20 protein-coding genes are annotated in these 17,424 nt (G+C 61.5%); 15 read left to right on the top strand and 5 right to left on the bottom strand.

What is annotated here, in order from left to right; genetic code table 11:
* Positions 1 to 55 precede the first annotated feature (55 nt).
* From N2600_RS11320 to N2600_RS11330, 3 genes are all read left to right on the top strand, one after another.
* A complete protein-coding gene (locus N2600_RS11320; protein WP_222385115.1) occupies positions 56 to 1,375 on the top strand; it encodes a peptidoglycan DD-metalloendopeptidase family protein in 1,320 nt (439 codons plus the stop codon).
* Between the two features lie 139 nt (positions 1,376 to 1,514).
* Positions 1,515 to 3,080: a DEAD/DEAH box helicase gene (locus tag N2600_RS11325; protein ID WP_260298759.1), complete on the top strand. Its 1,566-nt coding sequence runs from the start codon at positions 1,515 to 1,517 to the stop codon at positions 3,078 to 3,080.
* A 7-nt stretch (positions 3,081 to 3,087) separates the two neighbouring features.
* Entirely contained in the window at positions 3,088 to 3,510 is a 423-nt protein-coding gene (locus tag N2600_RS11330; protein WP_222385118.1) for an NUDIX domain-containing protein, read from the top strand.
* Here N2600_RS11330 and N2600_RS11335 read toward each other — a convergent pair whose 3' ends face one another.
* Positions 3,511 to 3,828, bottom strand: a complete 318-nt coding sequence (locus N2600_RS11335; RefSeq protein WP_222385119.1) for a TfoX/Sxy family protein — start codon at positions 3,826 to 3,828, stop codon at positions 3,511 to 3,513.
* Between the two features lie 35 nt (positions 3,829 to 3,863).
* Positions 3,864 to 4,358, bottom strand: a complete 495-nt coding sequence (locus N2600_RS11340) for a flavin reductase (protein WP_222385120.1) — start codon at positions 4,356 to 4,358, stop codon at positions 3,864 to 3,866.
* A gap of 182 nt (positions 4,359 to 4,540) precedes the next feature.
* Between N2600_RS11340 and N2600_RS11345 the strand changes: the two genes are divergently transcribed.
* The 5 genes from N2600_RS11345 to purB all read left to right on the top strand — a co-directional run bounded on the left by N2600_RS11345 (position 4,541) and on the right by purB (position 8,957).
* On the top strand, positions 4,541 to 5,623 hold the full coding sequence (locus N2600_RS11345; protein WP_222385122.1) for an ABC transporter substrate-binding protein: 1,083 nt from the start codon (positions 4,541 to 4,543) through the stop codon (positions 5,621 to 5,623).
* A gap of 67 nt (positions 5,624 to 5,690) precedes the next feature.
* Positions 5,691 to 6,368, top strand: a complete 678-nt coding sequence (gene rpe, locus N2600_RS11350) for a ribulose-phosphate 3-epimerase (RefSeq protein ID WP_222385123.1) — start codon at positions 5,691 to 5,693, stop codon at positions 6,366 to 6,368.
* Positions 6,365 to 7,084 (top strand): DUF2259 domain-containing protein, encoded by a 720-nt coding sequence (locus N2600_RS11355; RefSeq protein ID WP_222385124.1) that lies wholly within the window; start codon positions 6,365 to 6,367, stop codon positions 7,082 to 7,084. Before rpe ends, N2600_RS11355 begins: the two co-directional genes overlap by 4 nt.
* Positions 7,085 to 7,086: 2 nt before the next feature.
* On the top strand, positions 7,087 to 7,587 hold the full coding sequence (locus tag N2600_RS11360) for a hypothetical protein (protein ID WP_222385125.1): 501 nt from the start codon (positions 7,087 to 7,089) through the stop codon (positions 7,585 to 7,587).
* Between the two features lie 62 nt (positions 7,588 to 7,649).
* Entirely contained in the window at positions 7,650 to 8,957 is a 1,308-nt protein-coding gene (gene purB, locus N2600_RS11365) for an adenylosuccinate lyase (protein ID WP_222385127.1), read from the top strand.
* A 514-nt stretch (positions 8,958 to 9,471) separates the two neighbouring features.
* Here the strand turns inward: purB and N2600_RS11370 are convergent.
* Together N2600_RS11370 and N2600_RS11375 are read right to left on the bottom strand one after the other, a co-directional pair.
* Positions 9,472 to 9,951 (bottom strand): low affinity iron permease family protein, encoded by a 480-nt coding sequence (locus N2600_RS11370; protein WP_222385128.1) that lies wholly within the window; start codon positions 9,949 to 9,951, stop codon positions 9,472 to 9,474.
* Between the two features lie 152 nt (positions 9,952 to 10,103).
* The gene (locus N2600_RS11375) at positions 10,104 to 10,910 is read right to left on the bottom strand and encodes a DUF2189 domain-containing protein (protein ID WP_222385129.1); all 807 of its coding nucleotides are present in this window, start codon (positions 10,908 to 10,910) and stop codon (positions 10,104 to 10,106) included.
* A gap of 176 nt (positions 10,911 to 11,086) precedes the next feature.
* On the opposite strand from N2600_RS11375, the gene N2600_RS11380 reads away from it, so the two are divergent.
* The 7 genes from N2600_RS11380 (at position 11,087) to N2600_RS11410 (ending at position 17,069) form a co-directional block, all read left to right on the top strand.
* On the top strand, positions 11,087 to 11,641 hold the full coding sequence (locus N2600_RS11380; RefSeq protein ID WP_170261483.1) for an RBBP9/YdeN family alpha/beta hydrolase: 555 nt from the start codon (positions 11,087 to 11,089) through the stop codon (positions 11,639 to 11,641).
* 96 nt (positions 11,642 to 11,737) lie between these two features.
* Positions 11,738 to 14,035 carry a putative bifunctional diguanylate cyclase/phosphodiesterase gene (locus tag N2600_RS11385; protein ID WP_222385131.1) on the top strand — a complete coding sequence of 766 codons (2,298 nt, stop codon included), beginning with the start codon at positions 11,738 to 11,740 and terminating at the stop codon, positions 14,033 to 14,035.
* A gap of 272 nt (positions 14,036 to 14,307) precedes the next feature.
* Complete coding sequence (gene purC, locus N2600_RS11390; protein ID WP_003540062.1) at positions 14,308 to 15,072, top strand: phosphoribosylaminoimidazolesuccinocarboxamide synthase; 765 nt, start codon at positions 14,308 to 14,310, stop codon at positions 15,070 to 15,072.
* A 15-nt stretch (positions 15,073 to 15,087) separates the two neighbouring features.
* Positions 15,088 to 15,330 carry a phosphoribosylformylglycinamidine synthase subunit PurS gene (gene purS, locus N2600_RS11395; RefSeq protein ID WP_012757626.1) on the top strand — a complete coding sequence of 81 codons (243 nt, stop codon included), beginning with the start codon at positions 15,088 to 15,090 and terminating at the stop codon, positions 15,328 to 15,330.
* 44 nt (positions 15,331 to 15,374) lie between these two features.
* Positions 15,375 to 15,929 (top strand): RNA 2'-phosphotransferase, encoded by a 555-nt coding sequence (locus tag N2600_RS11400; RefSeq protein WP_017964480.1) that lies wholly within the window; start codon positions 15,375 to 15,377, stop codon positions 15,927 to 15,929.
* Entirely contained in the window at positions 15,926 to 16,597 is a 672-nt protein-coding gene (gene purQ, locus N2600_RS11405) for a phosphoribosylformylglycinamidine synthase subunit PurQ (protein ID WP_260110929.1), read from the top strand. The genes N2600_RS11400 and purQ overlap by 4 nt, the downstream gene beginning before the upstream one ends.
* An 82-nt stretch (positions 16,598 to 16,679) precedes the next feature.
* Complete coding sequence (locus tag N2600_RS11410; protein ID WP_222385134.1) at positions 16,680 to 17,069, top strand: hypothetical protein; 390 nt, start codon at positions 16,680 to 16,682, stop codon at positions 17,067 to 17,069.
* Positions 17,070 to 17,097: 28 nt separating this feature from the next.
* Here N2600_RS11410 and N2600_RS11415 read toward each other — a convergent pair whose 3' ends face one another.
* Positions 17,098 to 17,355, bottom strand: a complete 258-nt coding sequence (locus N2600_RS11415; protein ID WP_222385136.1) for a DUF1127 domain-containing protein — start codon at positions 17,353 to 17,355, stop codon at positions 17,098 to 17,100.
* Positions 17,356 to 17,424 lie beyond the last annotated feature (69 nt).

Raw genomic sequence — 17,424 nt, forward strand, 5'->3', positions numbered from 1 at the left:
CATAACGGTGTCTAATTTCCGAAAGAGGCGTAGAGCATCAATCGGGAGAGCCTGCGTGAACAGCGGACATCAGCACCGGGTATTCGGCAGACGGGCGCAGGAACATATCCTCATCCTGGCAAGCGGCGACAAGGTCCGCCATATGACGGTCCGGCCGTGGATGGCTGCGCTGACCCTCTGCTTCGTCGGCGTCTTCTCGATCGGCTATCTCCTGGCCACGTCCTATCTCGTGCTGCGCGACGATCTGATCGGCGCCACCATGGCCCGCCAGGCGCGCATGCAGCACGACTATGAAGACCGCATCGCCGCCCTCCGCGCGCAGGTCGACCGCATCACCTCCCGCCAGCTTCTCGATCAGCAGGTGGTCGAAGACAAAGTCGACAAGCTGATGGAGCAGCAAATGGCGCTCACCTCGCGCCATGGCAAACTCGACAATCTGCTCGACCGGGCCGAAAGCTCCGGCCTGACGGAAAAAGACGGCGCCCTGCCCGCGCCGACTTCCCCGGTTCAGTCTTATGCGCCCGATAGCAAGGACAAGCGTGCATCGCTTAACCGTGGCGGCGTCGAGGCGATCGAGAAACAACTGGCGAGCGGCGCGCCCGCCGATGCGACACCGGACAACTCGACGCTCGCCTATGTGCCGGCCACTGATACGGTCGGCGACCGTGCCGACCGCATCTTCTCCAAGGTGACGCTATCGCTGAAAGATGTCGAACAGGATCAGCGCAGCCGGGTCGAACAGCTGACGAGCGATGCCGGCAATGCCGCCAACGCCATCGAGACCGTGCTGACCCGCTTCAAGATTCCGATGCCCGAGAGCGCTGCCGAGAAAGACGATGACGATGCGGTCGGCGGCCCCTATGTCGAGCCTGAAAGCAACGACGGCTTCAACAATTCGCTGGTTGCGCTCGACGGCGCACTGACCCGGCTCGAGGCAGTGCGCAGCACCGCCGAATCCCTGCCGTTCCGCAATCCCGCTATCGGCAAGGACGTGACCAGCCCCTTCGGCAACCGCCGTGATCCGTTCCTCGGCCGCCTCGCGCTCCATTCCGGCATCGACTTCCGCTTTTCGCCGGGCGAAAGGATCCGCCCGACAGCGCCCGGCAAGGTGATTTCGGCCGGCTGGACCGGCGGCTACGGCAACATGGTCGAGGTCGATCACGGCAACGGCATCTCGACGCGCTACGGGCATATGTCTGAGGTTCTGGTCAAGGTCGGCGACACAGTCGATAGCAACGACGTCATCGGCCTTGCCGGCAGCACCGGCCGCTCGACGGGCACCCACCTGCACTATGAAGTGCGACAGGACGGCAATGCCGTCGATCCAGTATATTTCATGAATGCCGGCCTTAAACTCGCCACCTATATCAAGTAACTCCTGCCCGGTAACCAACGCTTCACTCTGCAATGGGTGCGGCGTCTCTAATTCTTGACTTGCCGGCCATTCGGGGCTATGTCGCGCTGCATTGCGGCATGCAATCCCGCCGACTCGTTCAGAGTTCGGCCGAACCTGAATGGAAACAGTTTTCCCTTTGACGAAATTTGCTGACCTTGGCTTGAGCCAAAAAGTGCTATCCGCTGTTACGGATGCGGGCTACACGATCCCCACGCCTATTCAGGCGGGAGCCATCCCGTTTGCGCTCGAGCGCCGCGATATTTGCGGCATCGCGCAGACCGGCACTGGCAAGACGGCATCCTTCGTGCTGCCGATGCTGTCGCTTCTCGAAAAGGGCCGTGCGCGTGCGCGCATGCCCCGCACGCTGATTCTCGAACCGACGCGCGAACTCGCCGCTCAGGTCGCCGAGAATTTCGAGAAATACGGCAAGAACCACCGCCTCAACGTCGCCCTCCTGATCGGTGGCGTTTCCTTCGAAGACCAGGACCGCAAGCTCGAGCGCGGCGCCGATGTGCTGATCTGCACGCCCGGCCGCCTGCTCGACCATTTCGAGCGCGGCAAGCTCCTGATGAGTGGCGTCGAGATCCTTGTCATCGACGAGGCCGACCGCATGCTCGACATGGGTTTCATCCCCGATATCGAACGCATCGCCAAGATGATCCCGTTCACCCGCCAGACGCTGTTCTTCTCGGCAACCATGCCGTCGGAGATCCAGAAGCTCGCCGACCGCTTCCTGCAGAACCCCGAGCGCATCGAGGTCGCAAAGCCGGCTTCCGCCGCAGCGACCGTGACGCAGCGTTTCGTCGCCTCGCACGGCAAGGATTACGAAAAGCGCGCCGTCCTGCGCGAACTCGTCCGCGCCCAGACCGAGCTCAAGAACGCCATCATCTTTTGCAACCGCAAGAAGGATGTCGCCGATCTCTTCCGTTCGCTCGAACGCCATGGTTTCTCGGTCGGCGCCCTGCATGGCGACATGGACCAGCGTTCCCGCACGATGACGCTGCAGAGCTTCCGTGACGGCAACCTCCAGCTTTTGGTCGCTTCCGACGTCGCCGCCCGCGGCCTCGATATCCCTGATGTCAGCCACGTCTTCAATTTCGACGTACCGATCCATTCCGAGGATTACGTCCACCGCATCGGCCGCACCGGCCGTGCCGGCCGCTCGGGTGCCGCCTTTACGCTCGTCACCAAGCGCGACACGAAGTTCGTCGATGCCATCGAGAAGCTGATCGGCGAAAAGGTCGAATGGCTGAGCGGTGACCTGACGTCGCTGCCGCCGCCGGCAGAAGACAGCCGGGACAGCGAACGCCCGCGCCGCAACAGCCGCGAGCGTGGCGCCAGAGATGGTGCAGGCCGGGATCGTGCGCCGAGAGAGAATGGCGACAAGGATCGTGGACGCGGACGCGGCAATCGCGCCGCCGCGAGTCATAAATCTGACAACGACATACAGGATAATGGCGTCGACGTGATTGAAGCAGCACCAGTAAAGGCCGACATCGTGAAGAACGAGCGCAAAGCAGAGCAGAAGCCGCAGAACAATGCGCGTAACAGTCGGCCTTACCCGGCAAATGATGACAGCCGCGACCGCCGCCGTCATCGCGACCACGACGACGGCCCGACCCCGGTCGGCTTCGGCGACGATATCCCGGCCTTCATGCTGATCGCCGGCAGCGCCAAGGCCTGAACATCCAATGGGCAGGCCCGGCCTTGATTTTCCGGGCTTCGGCGTAGGCCTGGTAATTCTGCGCGACGCCAAAATCCTTCTCTACAAGCGCTTGCGCGCACCTGAAGCCGGCTACTGGAATATTGTCGGCGGCAAGGTCGATCACATGGAGCCGGCGGAGCAAGCCGCTCGCCGCGAGGCCGAGGAAGAAACCGGCCTCGTGATCGGCCGTGTCGAACGGCTCGGCATGACCGAGCAGATCATCGACGCCGACCGCCAGCACTGGATCTCTCTGCTCTATGTCACCCGCGACATCGAGGGCGAGCCGCAACTGACCGAACCGGACAAGCTTTCGGATTTCGGCTGGTTTCCCCTGACCAATTTGCCCGAGCCGCTGTCGGCCTTCACCAAGGCCGCGATAGCAGCCTTGCCTGCAGCATGGGGCGAATAGCTATTCGGCGCGAAGCGACGCCTCATAGGCAAGCCGCACCCATTTCGCCATTAGATCGGGATCGTCATAGGCCTCGTCGGGGATCGACCAGTAGGGCATTTTTACCGGCCTGCCCTTCTTGCCCTCATAGGTCCATTGCGTGGCTCCGGCGGCGGCAAATTCAGGCGCGCTCGTCTCGTCGGCCTTCAACAGCATTTCGTCGCGCACTTCAAGCGCGATAATCCGTCCGAGATGATAGATGCCTTTACCGCCGAACATGCGCTTGATCGTGACTGGCCCGAGCCCCTGAAACATTTCCTCGATCCCGGCATTGTCCATCCTCTATCCCCTTGAAATCTCGATCGCTGCGAAAATCACAGCGCGTGATAATCCCGGTTCATATAGATGAGCGCCGGGTGTTTTTCGCTGAAGCGGACGGCCGCGACCTCACCGAAGACGACATTGTGCGTCGGCATTTCCTTGATGTCGGTCACCCGGCAATCGAAGGCGGCGAGCGCATCGAAGAGAACCGGCGCGCCGGTGACGAGTGTGTCGAAACGGGCGCTGGCGAAGCGGTCGTCATTGGAAAGCGGGGTGCGCCCGGAGAAAGCGTCGGCAACGGCCTGGTGATGGGCGCCGAGCGTGTTCAGCACGAAGACGCCGCTGCGGAAAAAGATCTCGTTTTTCGGATTGGTGTTGTTGAGGCAGATCAGCACCGAGGCCGGATTGTCCGAGACCGAGCAGGCGGCGGTAATGGTAACGCCGCGGCGCACGCCTTCCATCGCCGTCGTCACGAGCTGTACATGGCCGGCATAACGGCTCATGGCGTCGCGATACAGGCCGGGGTCGATATGCTGCCTGTTCAACACCTGCTTCTCCGTGCGCGCGCTTTTTGCCTGGATTGTTTTGCCATCGCGCCAATATGGCGAGCATCGGTTACCTTTTCTACAATAGGACCGGTGAAAAGCGCCGTGTTGCGCTTGTTTTTCTTTGACGATCGCGGCCTTGCGGATAAAAGGGCATGGACGATGGCTAGGGATGTCCGCCTTTCATGATCAACCTGCGTGGCATAGCAGCTTTTCTGGCGCTGCTGGGAGCGGCGGCTGAAAGCCATGCGGCTGGCGTGACGATCGGCGTCGTCGCTCCTCAGAACGGCCCGCTCGCCCTCCTCGGCGCCCAGATTGCCTCGGGCGCCGGCTTCGAGATCCAGCAGTCGGGAAATACTCTGGTCGCCATCAACGAGACCTGCGAAGACAATAGCGGTGCTGCGGTTGCCGACGCGCTTGTCAGCGCCAAGGTGCAGGTCGCGATCGGCTTTCTCTGCAGCGAAACGCTCGAAGGCGCGCTGCCGAAGCTGAAGGACGCCAGCATTCCCGCGATCACCGTCTCCGTGCGCTCCCGCATCCTGATGGAGGATGCATTGAAGAACGGCTGGCCGCTCTTCCGGGCGGCGCCCGCCGACGGCGCCGAGGCAGCAAAGATCATTGAGGTGATCCTGAAGGACTGGGCCGCCGATCCGATCGCCCTGATCGAGGACGGCACCATTCATGGCCGCGAACTAACGGAATCGGTGCGCAATGCGCTGGAGCAGAACGGCCTGAAGCCGGTCTTTACCGATACCTACCGTCCGGGACAGGAGCAGCAGATTGCCCTGGTCCGCCGCCTGAAACGGGCCGGCGCCACCAGGGTCTTCATCGGCGGCGACCGCAACGACGTCGCCGTCATCGCCCGCGACGCCAAGGCCGAGAACATCCAGCTTTCCATCCTCGGCGGCGATGCCATGCGCGCTGCCGACCAGCCGCTGCCGCTGAATTCAGGCGTGCGCGCCGTCGCCCTGCCCGAATACGCTACCCTGCCGGAAGGCACGGCTGCTGCCGGCGCGCTGCATGCCAAAGGCGTCGAGCCGGAAGGTTATGTCCTGCCGTCGCTGGCCGCCGCCCTCATTGCCGGCCAGGCCGGGCAAGCCGCCGTTGCGGCGGGCAAGCCCCTCCAGGAGACGCTTCTCGGCACGACATTCCAGACGCCGGTCGGCGCTATTGCCTTCACCGGTGCGCATGAACTTTCGCAAAATCCCTACCGCCTGCTCGAATGGCGGGGCAACGGCTTTTTTCCACCTGCGGCGCCGACGCAATGAGCAGCGGCCGCCAGCTTTGAATTCTGGCGCCGCAGTGAAATCGCGCGCCCTATACGGAGTAGTTTTGATGACGCTGCCCATTCGCATTGCCCCCTCGATCCTCGCAGCGGATTTCGCCAGGCTCGGCGAGGAGGTGCGCGACGTGACGGCCGCCGGCGCCGACTGGATCCATCTCGACGTGATGGACGGGCATTTCGTGCCGAACATCTCCTTCGGCCCCGATGTCATCAAGTCGTTGCGCTCCTATACATCAGCCACGTTCGACTGCCACCTGATGATCTCGCCGGTCGACGACTATCTCGAAGCCTTCGCCAAGGCCGGCTGCGACCGCATCACCGTCCATACCGAAGCCGGACCGCATCTGCACCGCTCGCTGCAGACTGTCCGCAACCTCGGCAAGAAGGTCGGCGTGACGATCAATCCGGCGACACCGCTCAGCGCCATCGAGAACGTGCTCGACGATGTCGACCTCATCCTGATCATGTCGGTCAATCCCGGTTTCGGCGGGCAGAAGTTCATTCCGGCGATGGCGAAGAAGATCGCGGCGGCGAAGTCACTGATCGGTGATCGGCCGATCGAACTCGAGGTCGACGGCGGCGTCACGGTGGAAACGGCGCCTGATATCGCGCGGGCGGGCGGCAACGTCCTCGTCGCCGGCTCGGCAATTTTCAAGGGCGATACGGTCGAGGATTACCGCCGGACCGTCGCCGATCTGCGTCAGGCAGCCGAAGGGGCACGAGCATGAAGAAGCGTCTCATCATCGGCGGCATCATTGCCGCAGCATTTGCCGGCCTGCCCGGCCTGTCACTTGCCGGCGACATCGCCAATATCCAGCCGATCGGTTTTTCCGCTGACGGCAAGGTTTTCGGATTCCAGGAATTCGGCATCAAGCAGAGCGTCCCCTACTCCAACACTTATTTCGTCGATACCGAAGACGGCCACTATCTCGAGGGCACACCCTTCCGCACCGAACTGACCGATAAGGACGCCAATCTCTCCAAGGCGCGGCGGCAGAACCTGACGGCGGCGCGCAGCCAGATGGACAAATACGATCTGTTGACCAATCCCGGCCTGATCGCCGCCTTCAATCCACCGACCGAACTCGGCTCGCCTTCGAAGACGATCCGCTACACGACGCTTGCGACCGACGGTCCGCCGAAGGCGCCCTATACGCTCTCGCTCGGCGAGATGCCGGTGCCGACGCCGAAGGATTGCGCCGCGATCGATAAACGCGTCATCGGCTTCAGCCTGCAGATGATCGAAAAGGAAGGCGCTCCGAACCGGCAGGCGGCGCGCCAGGCCAGCACGGTTCCGGCCGAGCGCACGTGCTCGGTCGAATACCGGATCGGCGGCGCGGTGGTCTATCAGCCGGAAGGCGGAAACCAGGTTCACATCGCCCTCGTCCTGGCCTTCGATGCGACAAGGAACGGCCGCTGGATCGCCGTTCCTGTTCATCCCTAAGCATGGATCGCCCCCGGATAGATCGTCTAAGAGCTGCATGGCCGCCCTACCCCGATCTGATCGCCGGCGCGTTGCTTTGGGGCATGCAGATGCTCGCCGCCGCCATGCTCGGCCTTTACCTGCGCAACGGCCTGCAGACGGGCCGCCTTGCCGAGGTGACAGCACTTTATTTCGCCGGCGGCCTGTTGGCCTGGCCGTTCGCCCTGCCGGTTGCCCGCTTCCTTGCCTATGGCAGGCCGCCGGAAGCGCGTTTTGCCGCTTTTTTCGTGACGTTGACCGCAGCTACGATCCTGATGACCGCCTTCCTCTTCGCCATGGAATACCGGATCTTCTATTCGCGCTGGCACGCGCCCTTCGGCAGTATCGTCTGGGCCTTCCAGTTCGTCTTCACCAGTATCAGCGCCGTCTACCAGTTCCTGGTGATCGGCCTGCGCCTCTTCCTGCCGCTCGGCCTCGTCTGTCTTGTCGCAAGCAGCTATCATCTTGCCAAACGCATGCGTTGAGATTGCCGCCCGTCTTTGCTACAGGGGCGCTAACAAACCTCTCGAAGTGAAGGCAGCCGCCCATGATCCCGCGTTATTCCCGGCCCGAAATGGTCGCCATCTGGTCTCCCGAAACCAAGTTCCGCATCTGGTTCGAGATCGAGGCGCATGCCTGCGACGCGCTGGCCGAACTCGGCGTCATCCCGAAATCGGCGGCAAAGACGATCTGGGAAAAAGGCGGCGCCGCCACCTTCGATGTCGACCGCATCGATGAGATCGAGGCTGTCACCAAGCATGACGTCATCGCCTTCCTCACCCATCTCGCCGAGATCGTCGGCCCGGATGCGCGCTTCGTCCACCAGGGCATGACCTCGTCCGACGTGCTCGACACCTGCTTCAACGTTCAGCTGGTCCGCGCCACCGACATCCTGCTTGCCGATATCGACCGGCTGCTCGAAGCACTGAAAAACCGCGCCTTCGAACACAAGGACACCGTCACCATCGGCCGTTCGCACGGCATCCATGCCGAGCCCACCACCTTCGGCGTCAAGCTGGCGCTCGCCTATGCCGAATTCGAGCGCTGCCGCCAGCGCCTCGTCGCCGCCCGCGAGGAAGTCGCGACCTGCGCCATATCGGGCGCCGTCGGCACCTTCGCCAATATCGATCCGCGCGTCGAAGAACATGTCGCCGAAGCGCTCGGCTTGAAGGCCGAGCCGGTCTCGACACAGGTCATCCCGCGCGACCGCCACGCGATGTATTTCGCCACGCTCGGCGTCGTCGCCTCGTCGATCGAGCGGCTGGCAACCGAGATCCGCCACCTGCAGCGCACCGAGGTGCTGGAAGCCGAGGAATATTTCTCGCCTGGCCAGAAGGGCTCCTCTGCCATGCCGCACAAGCGCAACCCGGTTCTGACCGAAAACCTGACCGGCCTCGCCCGCATGGTCCGCTCCTACGCCATGCCGGCAATGGAAAACGTCGCCCTCTGGCACGAGCGCGATATCTCCCACTCCTCGGTCGAGCGCATGATCGGCCCCGATGCCACCGTGACGCTGGATTTCGCACTTTCGCGGCTCGCCGGCGTCATCGAAAAGCTGCTGGTCTATCCCGAAAATATGGAAAAGAACCTCAACAAATTCCACGGCCTCGTCCACTCGCAGCGCGTCCTGCTGGCGCTGACCCAGGCCGGCACCTCCCGCGAGGATGCCTATCGCCTCGTGCAGCGCAACGCCATGAAGGTCTGGGAACAGGGCAAGGATTTTCTGGAAGAGCTGCTGGCGGATGCGGAGGTCCGCGCTGCACTGTCGGAAGAGGATATTCGGGAGAAGTTCGACCTCGGCTATCATACCAAGCATGTCAATACGATCTTCCGCCGGGTCTTTGGGACGGCTTGAGGGTCGCGGTCAACGCAGTGACGGCGCCCCTGCTCGGCGCCGTCTTCAACATATCTCGCTGTTGTTATTTATTAGCTGGTTTCTCCTTACCCGCAGCCTCAACATAATTGGGAACGCGATACAGTCGACGAGGATAGAAGGAAGGCAGTAGGCCAAAACGAACAACAAAAAGACGAGCTCTTTTTCTCCGAAACCAGACAACGACAGAAACACTGCTGCAATCAAAGACAGCGTGCCAATAAAACAATAAACGCCCAGAAACACGCCCGCGAATTCATTTCGATATATTTAATACGATAGGAAATAAACAATATAAAAATGAAGGGAAGCGAGAAAATAAACTTCGCGATCAAAGTGCCCATGGCCAGATCTCCGAAGAAAAATGGCAGATGACCAACCGTTATTCCAAGCAGATAGGCCTGAAAGAACAGCTCAGTCTGGGCTCTCTTAGTTCGGAATCGACCATCTTCCCTACGCAATACGAACTCATCGTCTTGGAACTGTATTTAGCGATTCAATTTTTCTCAAGTGGCCGCTGCTTCTGCTTCGACGCCTTGGCAGCCACAGAGCGCTTAGGTGCATCCGCCTTTTTCGGCGGTGCCGCATTCGCTGCCTCCGATGTCCTGCAGGCCTCCGTCTCGCCCCTGCCCTTTGCGGCCTTGGCGACCAGGTGGTTGAGGTGCTTCAGCTCCTCCTCCTCGAGATTCTCGATGCCGATGAAACGGTTCTCGGCATGGCTGGTCAGGATGATTTCGTTGAGCTTGGCCTGGATCGCCCGCGTGTCGCGCGTCTGGGCGTTCTGCAGCACGAAAACCATCAGGAAGGTGATGATCGTCGTGCCGGTATTGATGATCAGCTGCCAGGTTTCCGAATAGTCGAAGAAGGGGCCGAGTGCCGCCCAGATAACGACCACGATCAGTGCCAGGATGAAGATGACGGGTTTGCCCGCCCATTCCGATACCTTTGTTGCGAACTGGGCGAACAGATGCTTCATCGTCACCTCTGCAATCCTCCCTCGAGGCCTCCGGACCATGATGTCGACGACATCACGCTCTCGGCTAAACAAACTCCGAGGCAGGTTCGAGGTTCCCCCAGGGATCCGATATTCCCCCGGGGGTCCGGAATTCGCCGCAGGCAAGGCCGTGGTTATGCGGTCGCTTCCCGCGCAATCAGCTTGCGATAGAGATGCCAGGTCGCATGGCCGAGGATCGGGATGACGAGCGCAAGCCCGGCAAAGACCGGGATCGTGCCGATGACGAGCAGCGCGGCGACGATCAGGCCCCAGAGCAGCACCGGCACCGGATTGAGAATCGTCGCGCGGATCGACGCTGTGACGGCCGCCACCGCCCCGACATCGCGGTCGAGCAGCAGTGGAAAGGTGATGACGGTTATCGCCAGCACGACGAGCGCAAAGACGAAGCCGATGAGATTGCCCCAGATGATCAGCTGCATGCCCTCTGACGTGCCGAAGACCTGGCGGAAGAAATCCGCCATGCTGCGCGGAAAGACCTCGCCGAGCAGGTTGATGTAGAGCGTCTGCGCCGTCACCAGCCAGACGACGAAGAGGCCCAAGAGCATCAGCCCGACCCCCACAATCGACGGCAGCGCCGGCGAATGGCGCACCTCGAGTGCATGCGTCCACGACGCGTCGAGGCCGGCCTCGCGCCGGCGGCTGATCTCATAGAGGCCGATCGCCGCGATCGGGCCGATCAGCACGAAACCCGCCATCAGCGGGAAGACCATCGGTAAAAGGTTGGCGCCCGAGGTCCATAGCGTCAGGAAGACGCCGGCGATCGGGTACATCAGGCACAGGAACACATAATGGGACGGTTTCTCCATGAAATCTTCATATCCGCGCTTCAGCGCGTCGAAAACGTCAGCGATACCGATGCGATTGACAACGGGCCGCGCGAAGCTTTCGCTTGCACCCGTCATGACGTGAAATGCCGCCATGGCTTTCTCCTCCTCAGCCGAGACCTGATCGGCGGCGGACAGCATCGGCGGGCAAGCCGACACGAAATCCGCAACCGGCACTGGAGGAATATAGCAACTTTCACGGCCCGTGTCGCTCCCTCCCTTGACATTCCCCTCTTGACATCTTGGACCAGCTTTCTCACATCGGCGGCATCATGAAAGCCTCAGACGCAGATATCCTCATCATCCCCGGTTACACCAATTCCGGCCCGGGCCACTGGCAGAGCCGCTGGGAGGCAAAGCTCAGCACGGCGCGGCGCGTCGAACAGGCCGAATGGACGAAGCCGGTGCGCGAGGACTGGATCGCCCGCATCGCCGAGGAGGTGAACGCCTCGACCCGTCCGGTCGTTCTCGTCGCCCACTCGCTGGGCGTACCCTCGGTGATCCACGCCATCCCGCATTTCCGCAAGCCCGTGGCCGGCGCCTTTCTCGTCGCCCCGCCCGATGTCGCCAATCCCGACATCCGCCCGAAACACCTGATGACATTCGGCCCCTATCCGCGCGACCCGCTGCCCTTCCCGTCGATCACCGTCGCCAGCCGCAACGATCCGTTCGGCAGCTACGATCATGCCGACGATGTCGCCAGCAGCTGGGGCTCCTTCCTCGTCGATGCCGGCGAGGCCGGTCATATCAATGCCGATTCCGGTCACGGCCCATGGCCCGAAGGCACCATGGTCTTTGCCCAGTTCCTCGGCCGGCTCCCTGCCTAATCGAGGAAAAGGCGCCATCCCGCTTGTTGAGCAAGTGCTTTCTAAGTCTTTCTTAATGGAATGACAGCAGACTGCACCGAGGTGAAGTAAGCGAGAATGCCCGTGAAGAAAGCCCATCCAGAGGCCGGTGATCCGCACGGCTATGCCGCAGCGGCCGAGACAGGCATCGGCAATGGAGCAGCCGACGATTCCGATCCGGCCGAGCGCGAAAGCCGCTGGAACCATGCGCTCGTTGGCTCCGGCCTTGGCGTATGGGATCACAATTACCGTCTCGACACGAAATATTACTCGCCGACATGGAAAACCATTCGCGGCATGGCGCCCGACGAGGAAGCCGACGGCGATTACGACGCCTGGCTGCAGCTCGTCCATCCCGACGATCGCGATTTCGTCGTCCACGCTATTGACCGACAGAACGCCGGCGATCCCGATTACCAGATCTTCGAATATCGCGAGCGTCACAAGGACGGTCACTGGGTCTGGATCGAGTGTCGCGGCGCCTGCGTCGAATGGGACGAGAACGGCGTGCCGACGCGCATCATCGGCACGGATACGGATATCACCGCCCGCAAGCAGGCCGAGGAGACGCTGTCGCGTTTGTCGCGCCGGCTCGATCTGGCGCTGGAGGTTTCCCGCATCGGCGTCTTCGAGGCCGATATCGAGCATGATAGCGTCGAATGGGACGATCGCCTTATCGCCATTTACGGGCTGCAGGGCGCCTCGCGCCAGATCGCCAGCGACGCCTGGGCGAAAAGCCTGCATCCCGACGATCGCGAGCGCGTGCTTGGCTTATCCGATCGCAGCGTCGAAAGCGGCCGCGATTTCCAGCAGGAATACCGCATCATCCGCGGCGACGGCGTCGAACGTGTCATCCGCGCCCGCTCGGCCTTCTTCATCGATGGCAACGGCCACCGCAAGCTGATTGGCGCCAACTGGGACGTCACCGAGGAAGTCGCGCTCCGCAACGAGCTGCAGCGCGCCAAGGATCTGGCCGAGGCGCGCAACCGCGAGCTCGAAGCCGCCAAGGAGAGCATCGAGCACTTGGCGCTGCACGATTACCTCACCGGCCTTCCGAACCGCCGCTATCTCGACAAGATGCTGGGCGAGCGTTCGGCCGAATGCCAGGCCAAGGGCGCGGCACTGGCGATCCTGCATATCGATCTCGACCGCTTCAAGCAGATCAACGACACGCTCGGCCATCGGGCCGGCGACGCCATGCTGCAGCATGCCGCCAGCGTGCTGAGGAATTCCGTCCGCGCCGCCGATTTTGTCGCTCGCATTGGCGGTGATGAATTCGTCATCCTCTGCGCCGTCGATCCCGCGTCGAAGAAGATCGGCGGCCTTGCCGAACGTCTTATCCGCGAATTGCGCAAACCGGTCAGATATGAGGGGCACGACTGCCGTTTCGGCGCCAGCGTCGGCATCGCCATCGACAGCGGACCGAAGCTCGACGCCAAGCAGATACTGCTCGACGCCGATATCGCCCTCTATCGCGCCAAGGGCCTCGGCCGCAATCGCTTCGAATTCTTCTCGGCCTCGGCCCGCCGCGATATCATTTCCGCCAAGCATCTCGCCGACGAGATCCTGGTCGGCCTCGAATGCAACGAATTCGTGCCCTTCTACCAGCTGCAGTTCGATGCCCGCACGCTGGATGTCACCGGTGTCGAAACGCTTGCCCGCTGGCAGCACCCGGTGCACGGGCTGCTGACGCCCGACCGCTTCCTCGATATCGCCGAGGATCTCGACGTCGTCTCGACTATCGACGCCCTCATCTTGGAGCGCGCCATTGCCGACAGGAAGGCGTGGCTGAAGGACGGGCTACCGATTCCGAAGATATCGGTCAACGTCTCCGCCAGGCGGCTCGCCGATCCCGATCTGGGCAAGAAGCTTCGCGCCTTGAAGATCAAGCCCGGCACATTCTCCTTCGAACTGCTGGAATCGATCTCGCTCGACGATTGCGACGAGGCGGTGGCCGCCAACCTGAAAAAGCTGCGCAAGCTCGGCATCGACATCCAGATCGACGATTTCGGTACTGGCCATGCCTCGATCGTCAGCCTGCTGCGATTGAGCCCGAAGACGCTGAAGATCGACCGCGAGCTGATCCGCATGCTGCCGCAATCGGCCGAGCAGCGCAAACTCGTCGGCTCGATCATCGATATCGGCCGCTCGCTTGATATCCTCGTCATCGCCGAGGGTGTCGAAACGGCGGATCATATCCGGATTCTCGAAGAACTCGACTGTGACACGCTGCAGGGCTACGCGCTCGCCCGGCCGATGCCGGCCATGCAGATCCCCTCCTTCATCCGCGCCGGAAGCTGGCGCCACGGGCAAACCGCCGCTCGCGCGCTGCAGACGCAGCTTCGCCGCGCGCTGCCAGGCAGAGCCGCCAAATAAAAACCTGCATAAGCGGCCCGCCATTTCGCCTTCATTCCACCGTAGAGGAAAAGGCGCTAAACTCCTCTCGCGAATTCATTCGATTCTCTTGGCAGTATTCCGTAAAATCGGAAACCGGGACCGCGAAATCTGGAAACCGGGGCCACGAAATCTGGAAACCAGGGAAGGAGCGACAGGCGGATTGTGAAACCCTCTCTTTTCCTTTAAGGGGACGCCACGAGATCGATCCACTCGCGCTATCCCAAGAGCGCCAACAATAGAGAATGACCACGATGAACCGTCGCCGCCGTATCTACGAGGGCAAGGCAAAGATTCTGTATGAAGGCCCGGAACCGGGCACTTTGATCCAGTTCTTCAAGGACGATGCCACCGCCTTCAACAAGAAGAAGCACGAAGTCATCGATGGCAAGGGCGTCCTCAACAACCGCATCTGCGAATATATCTTCAGCCATCTGAACAAGATCGGCATCCCTACTCATTTTATCCGCCGGCTCAACATGCGCGAGCAGTTGATCAAGGAAGTAGAGATGATCCCGCTGGAGATCGTCGTGCGCAATGTCGCGGCCGGTTCTCTCGCCAAGCGCCTTGGCATCGACGAAGGCGTCGTGCTGCCGCGCTCGATCATCGAATTCTATTACAAGTCCGACGCGCTCGACGATCCGATGGTCTCCGAAGAGCACATCACCGCCTTCGGCTGGGCAAACCCCGCTGAACTCGATGACATCATGGCGCTTGCCATCCGCGTGAACGACTTCATGACCGGCCTCTTCCTCGGCGTCGGCATCCAGCTCGTCGATTTCAAGATCGAATGCGGCCGCCTCTTCGAAGGCGATATGATGCGCATCATCCTCGCCGACGAAATCTCGCCGGACAGCTGCCGGCTCTGGGATATCGAAACCCACGAGAAGATGGATAAGGATCGCTTCCGCCGCGACCTCGGCGGGCTGCTCGAAGCCTATTCCGAAGTTGCGCGCCGTCTCGGCATCATCAATGAAAACGAGCCTGTGCGCGGCACCGGCCCGGTTCTCGTCAAGTAAGGCAGGAAAGACAAAGTGATCAAGGCTCGTGTCACCGTCACGCTGAAAAACGGCGTTCTCGATCCGCAGGGCAAGGCTATCGAGGGTGCGCTTGGCGCCCTCGGCTTCTCGGGCGTCGGCCATGTAAGACAGGGCAAGGTCTTCGACCTGGAGCTGGAAGGAGCCGACAAGGGCAAGGCCGAGGCCGACCTCAAGGCCATGTGCGAAAAATTGCTCGCCAACACGGTGATCGAGAACTACGCAATCGCGATCGACTGACGATCACAGACCCGTCGTCCGGTGGACTTTGAGGATTTGGCGTCATGATGAAAGCAAAGCTGGAGACGGAAGTCTCCAAGTATATGAGCTATGTTTTACGTCATGCGCCTGATGCCGCGGGTTTGACGCTTGATAGCGAGGGTTGGGTGTCGTTCGATGAGCTCGAAAAGGTGTTGGCGTCGAAATACAATGTTTCCCGCGCCGATATTATCGAGATTGTCGACAACAATCCGAAGAAGCGTTTCACGATCGCCGATGGCAGAATTCGCGCAAACCAAGGTCATAGCGTCGACGTCGATCTCGCATTGAACCAGGTTGAACCGCCCGCCGCTCTTTTTCACGGCACGTCTCTGACGAATTGGCAGTCGATCGAGCGCGAAGGCTTGAAGAAGATGCAGCGGCACCACGTTCATCTGTCGGCGGATGTCGAAACGGCAAAAATGGTCGCAGCCCGCCGTAAGGGTGAACATCTCATCCTGCGTGTGGACGCGGCCCGCATGTTTTCAGAGGGTCATTCTTTCTTTGTCTCCGACAATGGAGTATGGCTCGCCGAAAGCATTCCAGTTCAGTATCTTTCGTTAGACGCAGGGACCCCATGAAATCAGCCGTCGTTCAACTTCCGGGCCTCAACCGTGACCGCGACATGATCGCCGCCCTGACCAAGATCTCCGGCAAGCAGCCGGTGACGATCTGGCAGACGGAAACAGAGATCCCCGACGTCGATCTGATCGTCATCCCCGGCGGCTTCTCTTATGGCGATTACCTGCGTTGCGGCGCGATCGCCGCCCGCATGCCGGTCATGCAGGCGATCATCGACAAGGCTACAAAGGGCGTGAAGGTGCTCGGCGTTTGCAACGGCTTCCAGATCCTCGTCGAGGCCGGCCTGCTGCCCGGCGCGCTGATGCGCAATTCCTCGCTGAAATTCGTCTGCCGTGAGATCAAGCTCGAAGTCGTCAACGCCGAGACGGACTTCACCCGCGCCTACGCGCAGGGCCAGGTCATCCGCTGCCCGGTTGCCCATCACGACGGCAATTATTTCGCCGAGGAAGCGACGCTGGCCGCGATCGAAGGCAATGGCCAGGTGGTGTTCCGTTATGCCGAGGGCACCAATCCGAACGGCTCGATCAACGACATCGCCGCTGTCATGAATGAAAAGGGCAATGTGCTCGGCATGATGCCGCATCCCGAGAACCTGATCGAAGCTGCCCATGGCGGCTCGGACGGCCGTGGCCTCTTCGCCTCGGCGCTCGACGTCATCGCCGCCTGAGCCAGTGCCTTGCCCAAAACACAGCGGTCGTGGGCAACGGCATGCACCCAAAAATCCTCCGTCCGGATCTGGAGCACGATTGATGCGCCCTCGCCTCGCAAACGCCGCCCTGTTTACCGCTGTCGCAACCATGGTCGCAGCCTGCCAGACGCCGGCGCCGACAGGCCCGAACCGCGCCGCGCTGCCGACCATGGAACGCGTGGCGCTCGGCGCCAATGCCTGCTGGTTCAAATCGGGCGATCCGGCCTTTGCAGCCTATAAGCTCGCGCCGGAGCTCAATTCCTTCTCCGGCCGGCCGCGCATCCTGCTTGTCCACAAGGGCAGCCCGGAGAGCCGGCCGCTGCTCGTCGTGCAGGCCGAGGGAAGCCCGTCGCGCCTGCAGGCCTTCGGTCCGATGATGTCGGAACCGGTCGCCGGCCGCATCACCACCGACCTTAACCGCTGGTCAGGTGGCAACAAGGCCTGCAACTGACCGACCCGGTCAGTTCCGAAAGCACGTTTCAGTCCCAAAAGAACGACTTGCCGACTTCGCGCGCTGCATCTGACTGCGACACCCCGATATCCTTGAGTTCGGTCGCCGTCAGCCCTCTCAGCGCACGCCGGCCTTCCCGCTTCTGATGCCAGAGAAGAACTGCGGACCAGATCCGGTCCAGGCGCGTCGTCGCCTCGGCAGGCGCGTCGGGGAAGACGACCTGCCTCCTGTCCTCATAAGAGACAATCGGTACAATTGGCATATTGATCTCAGGCAAGGCAGACATTCCATGAATCCTCTCGGTTCGTCCGTTGGATTGTCCTTACTCTTGACGGGTACAATGTGCCAATATATA

This window comes from Rhizobium sp. WSM1274 (assembly GCF_025200775.1).
GTDB classification, from domain to species: domain Bacteria; phylum Pseudomonadota; class Alphaproteobacteria; order Rhizobiales; family Rhizobiaceae; genus Rhizobium; species Rhizobium leguminosarum_I.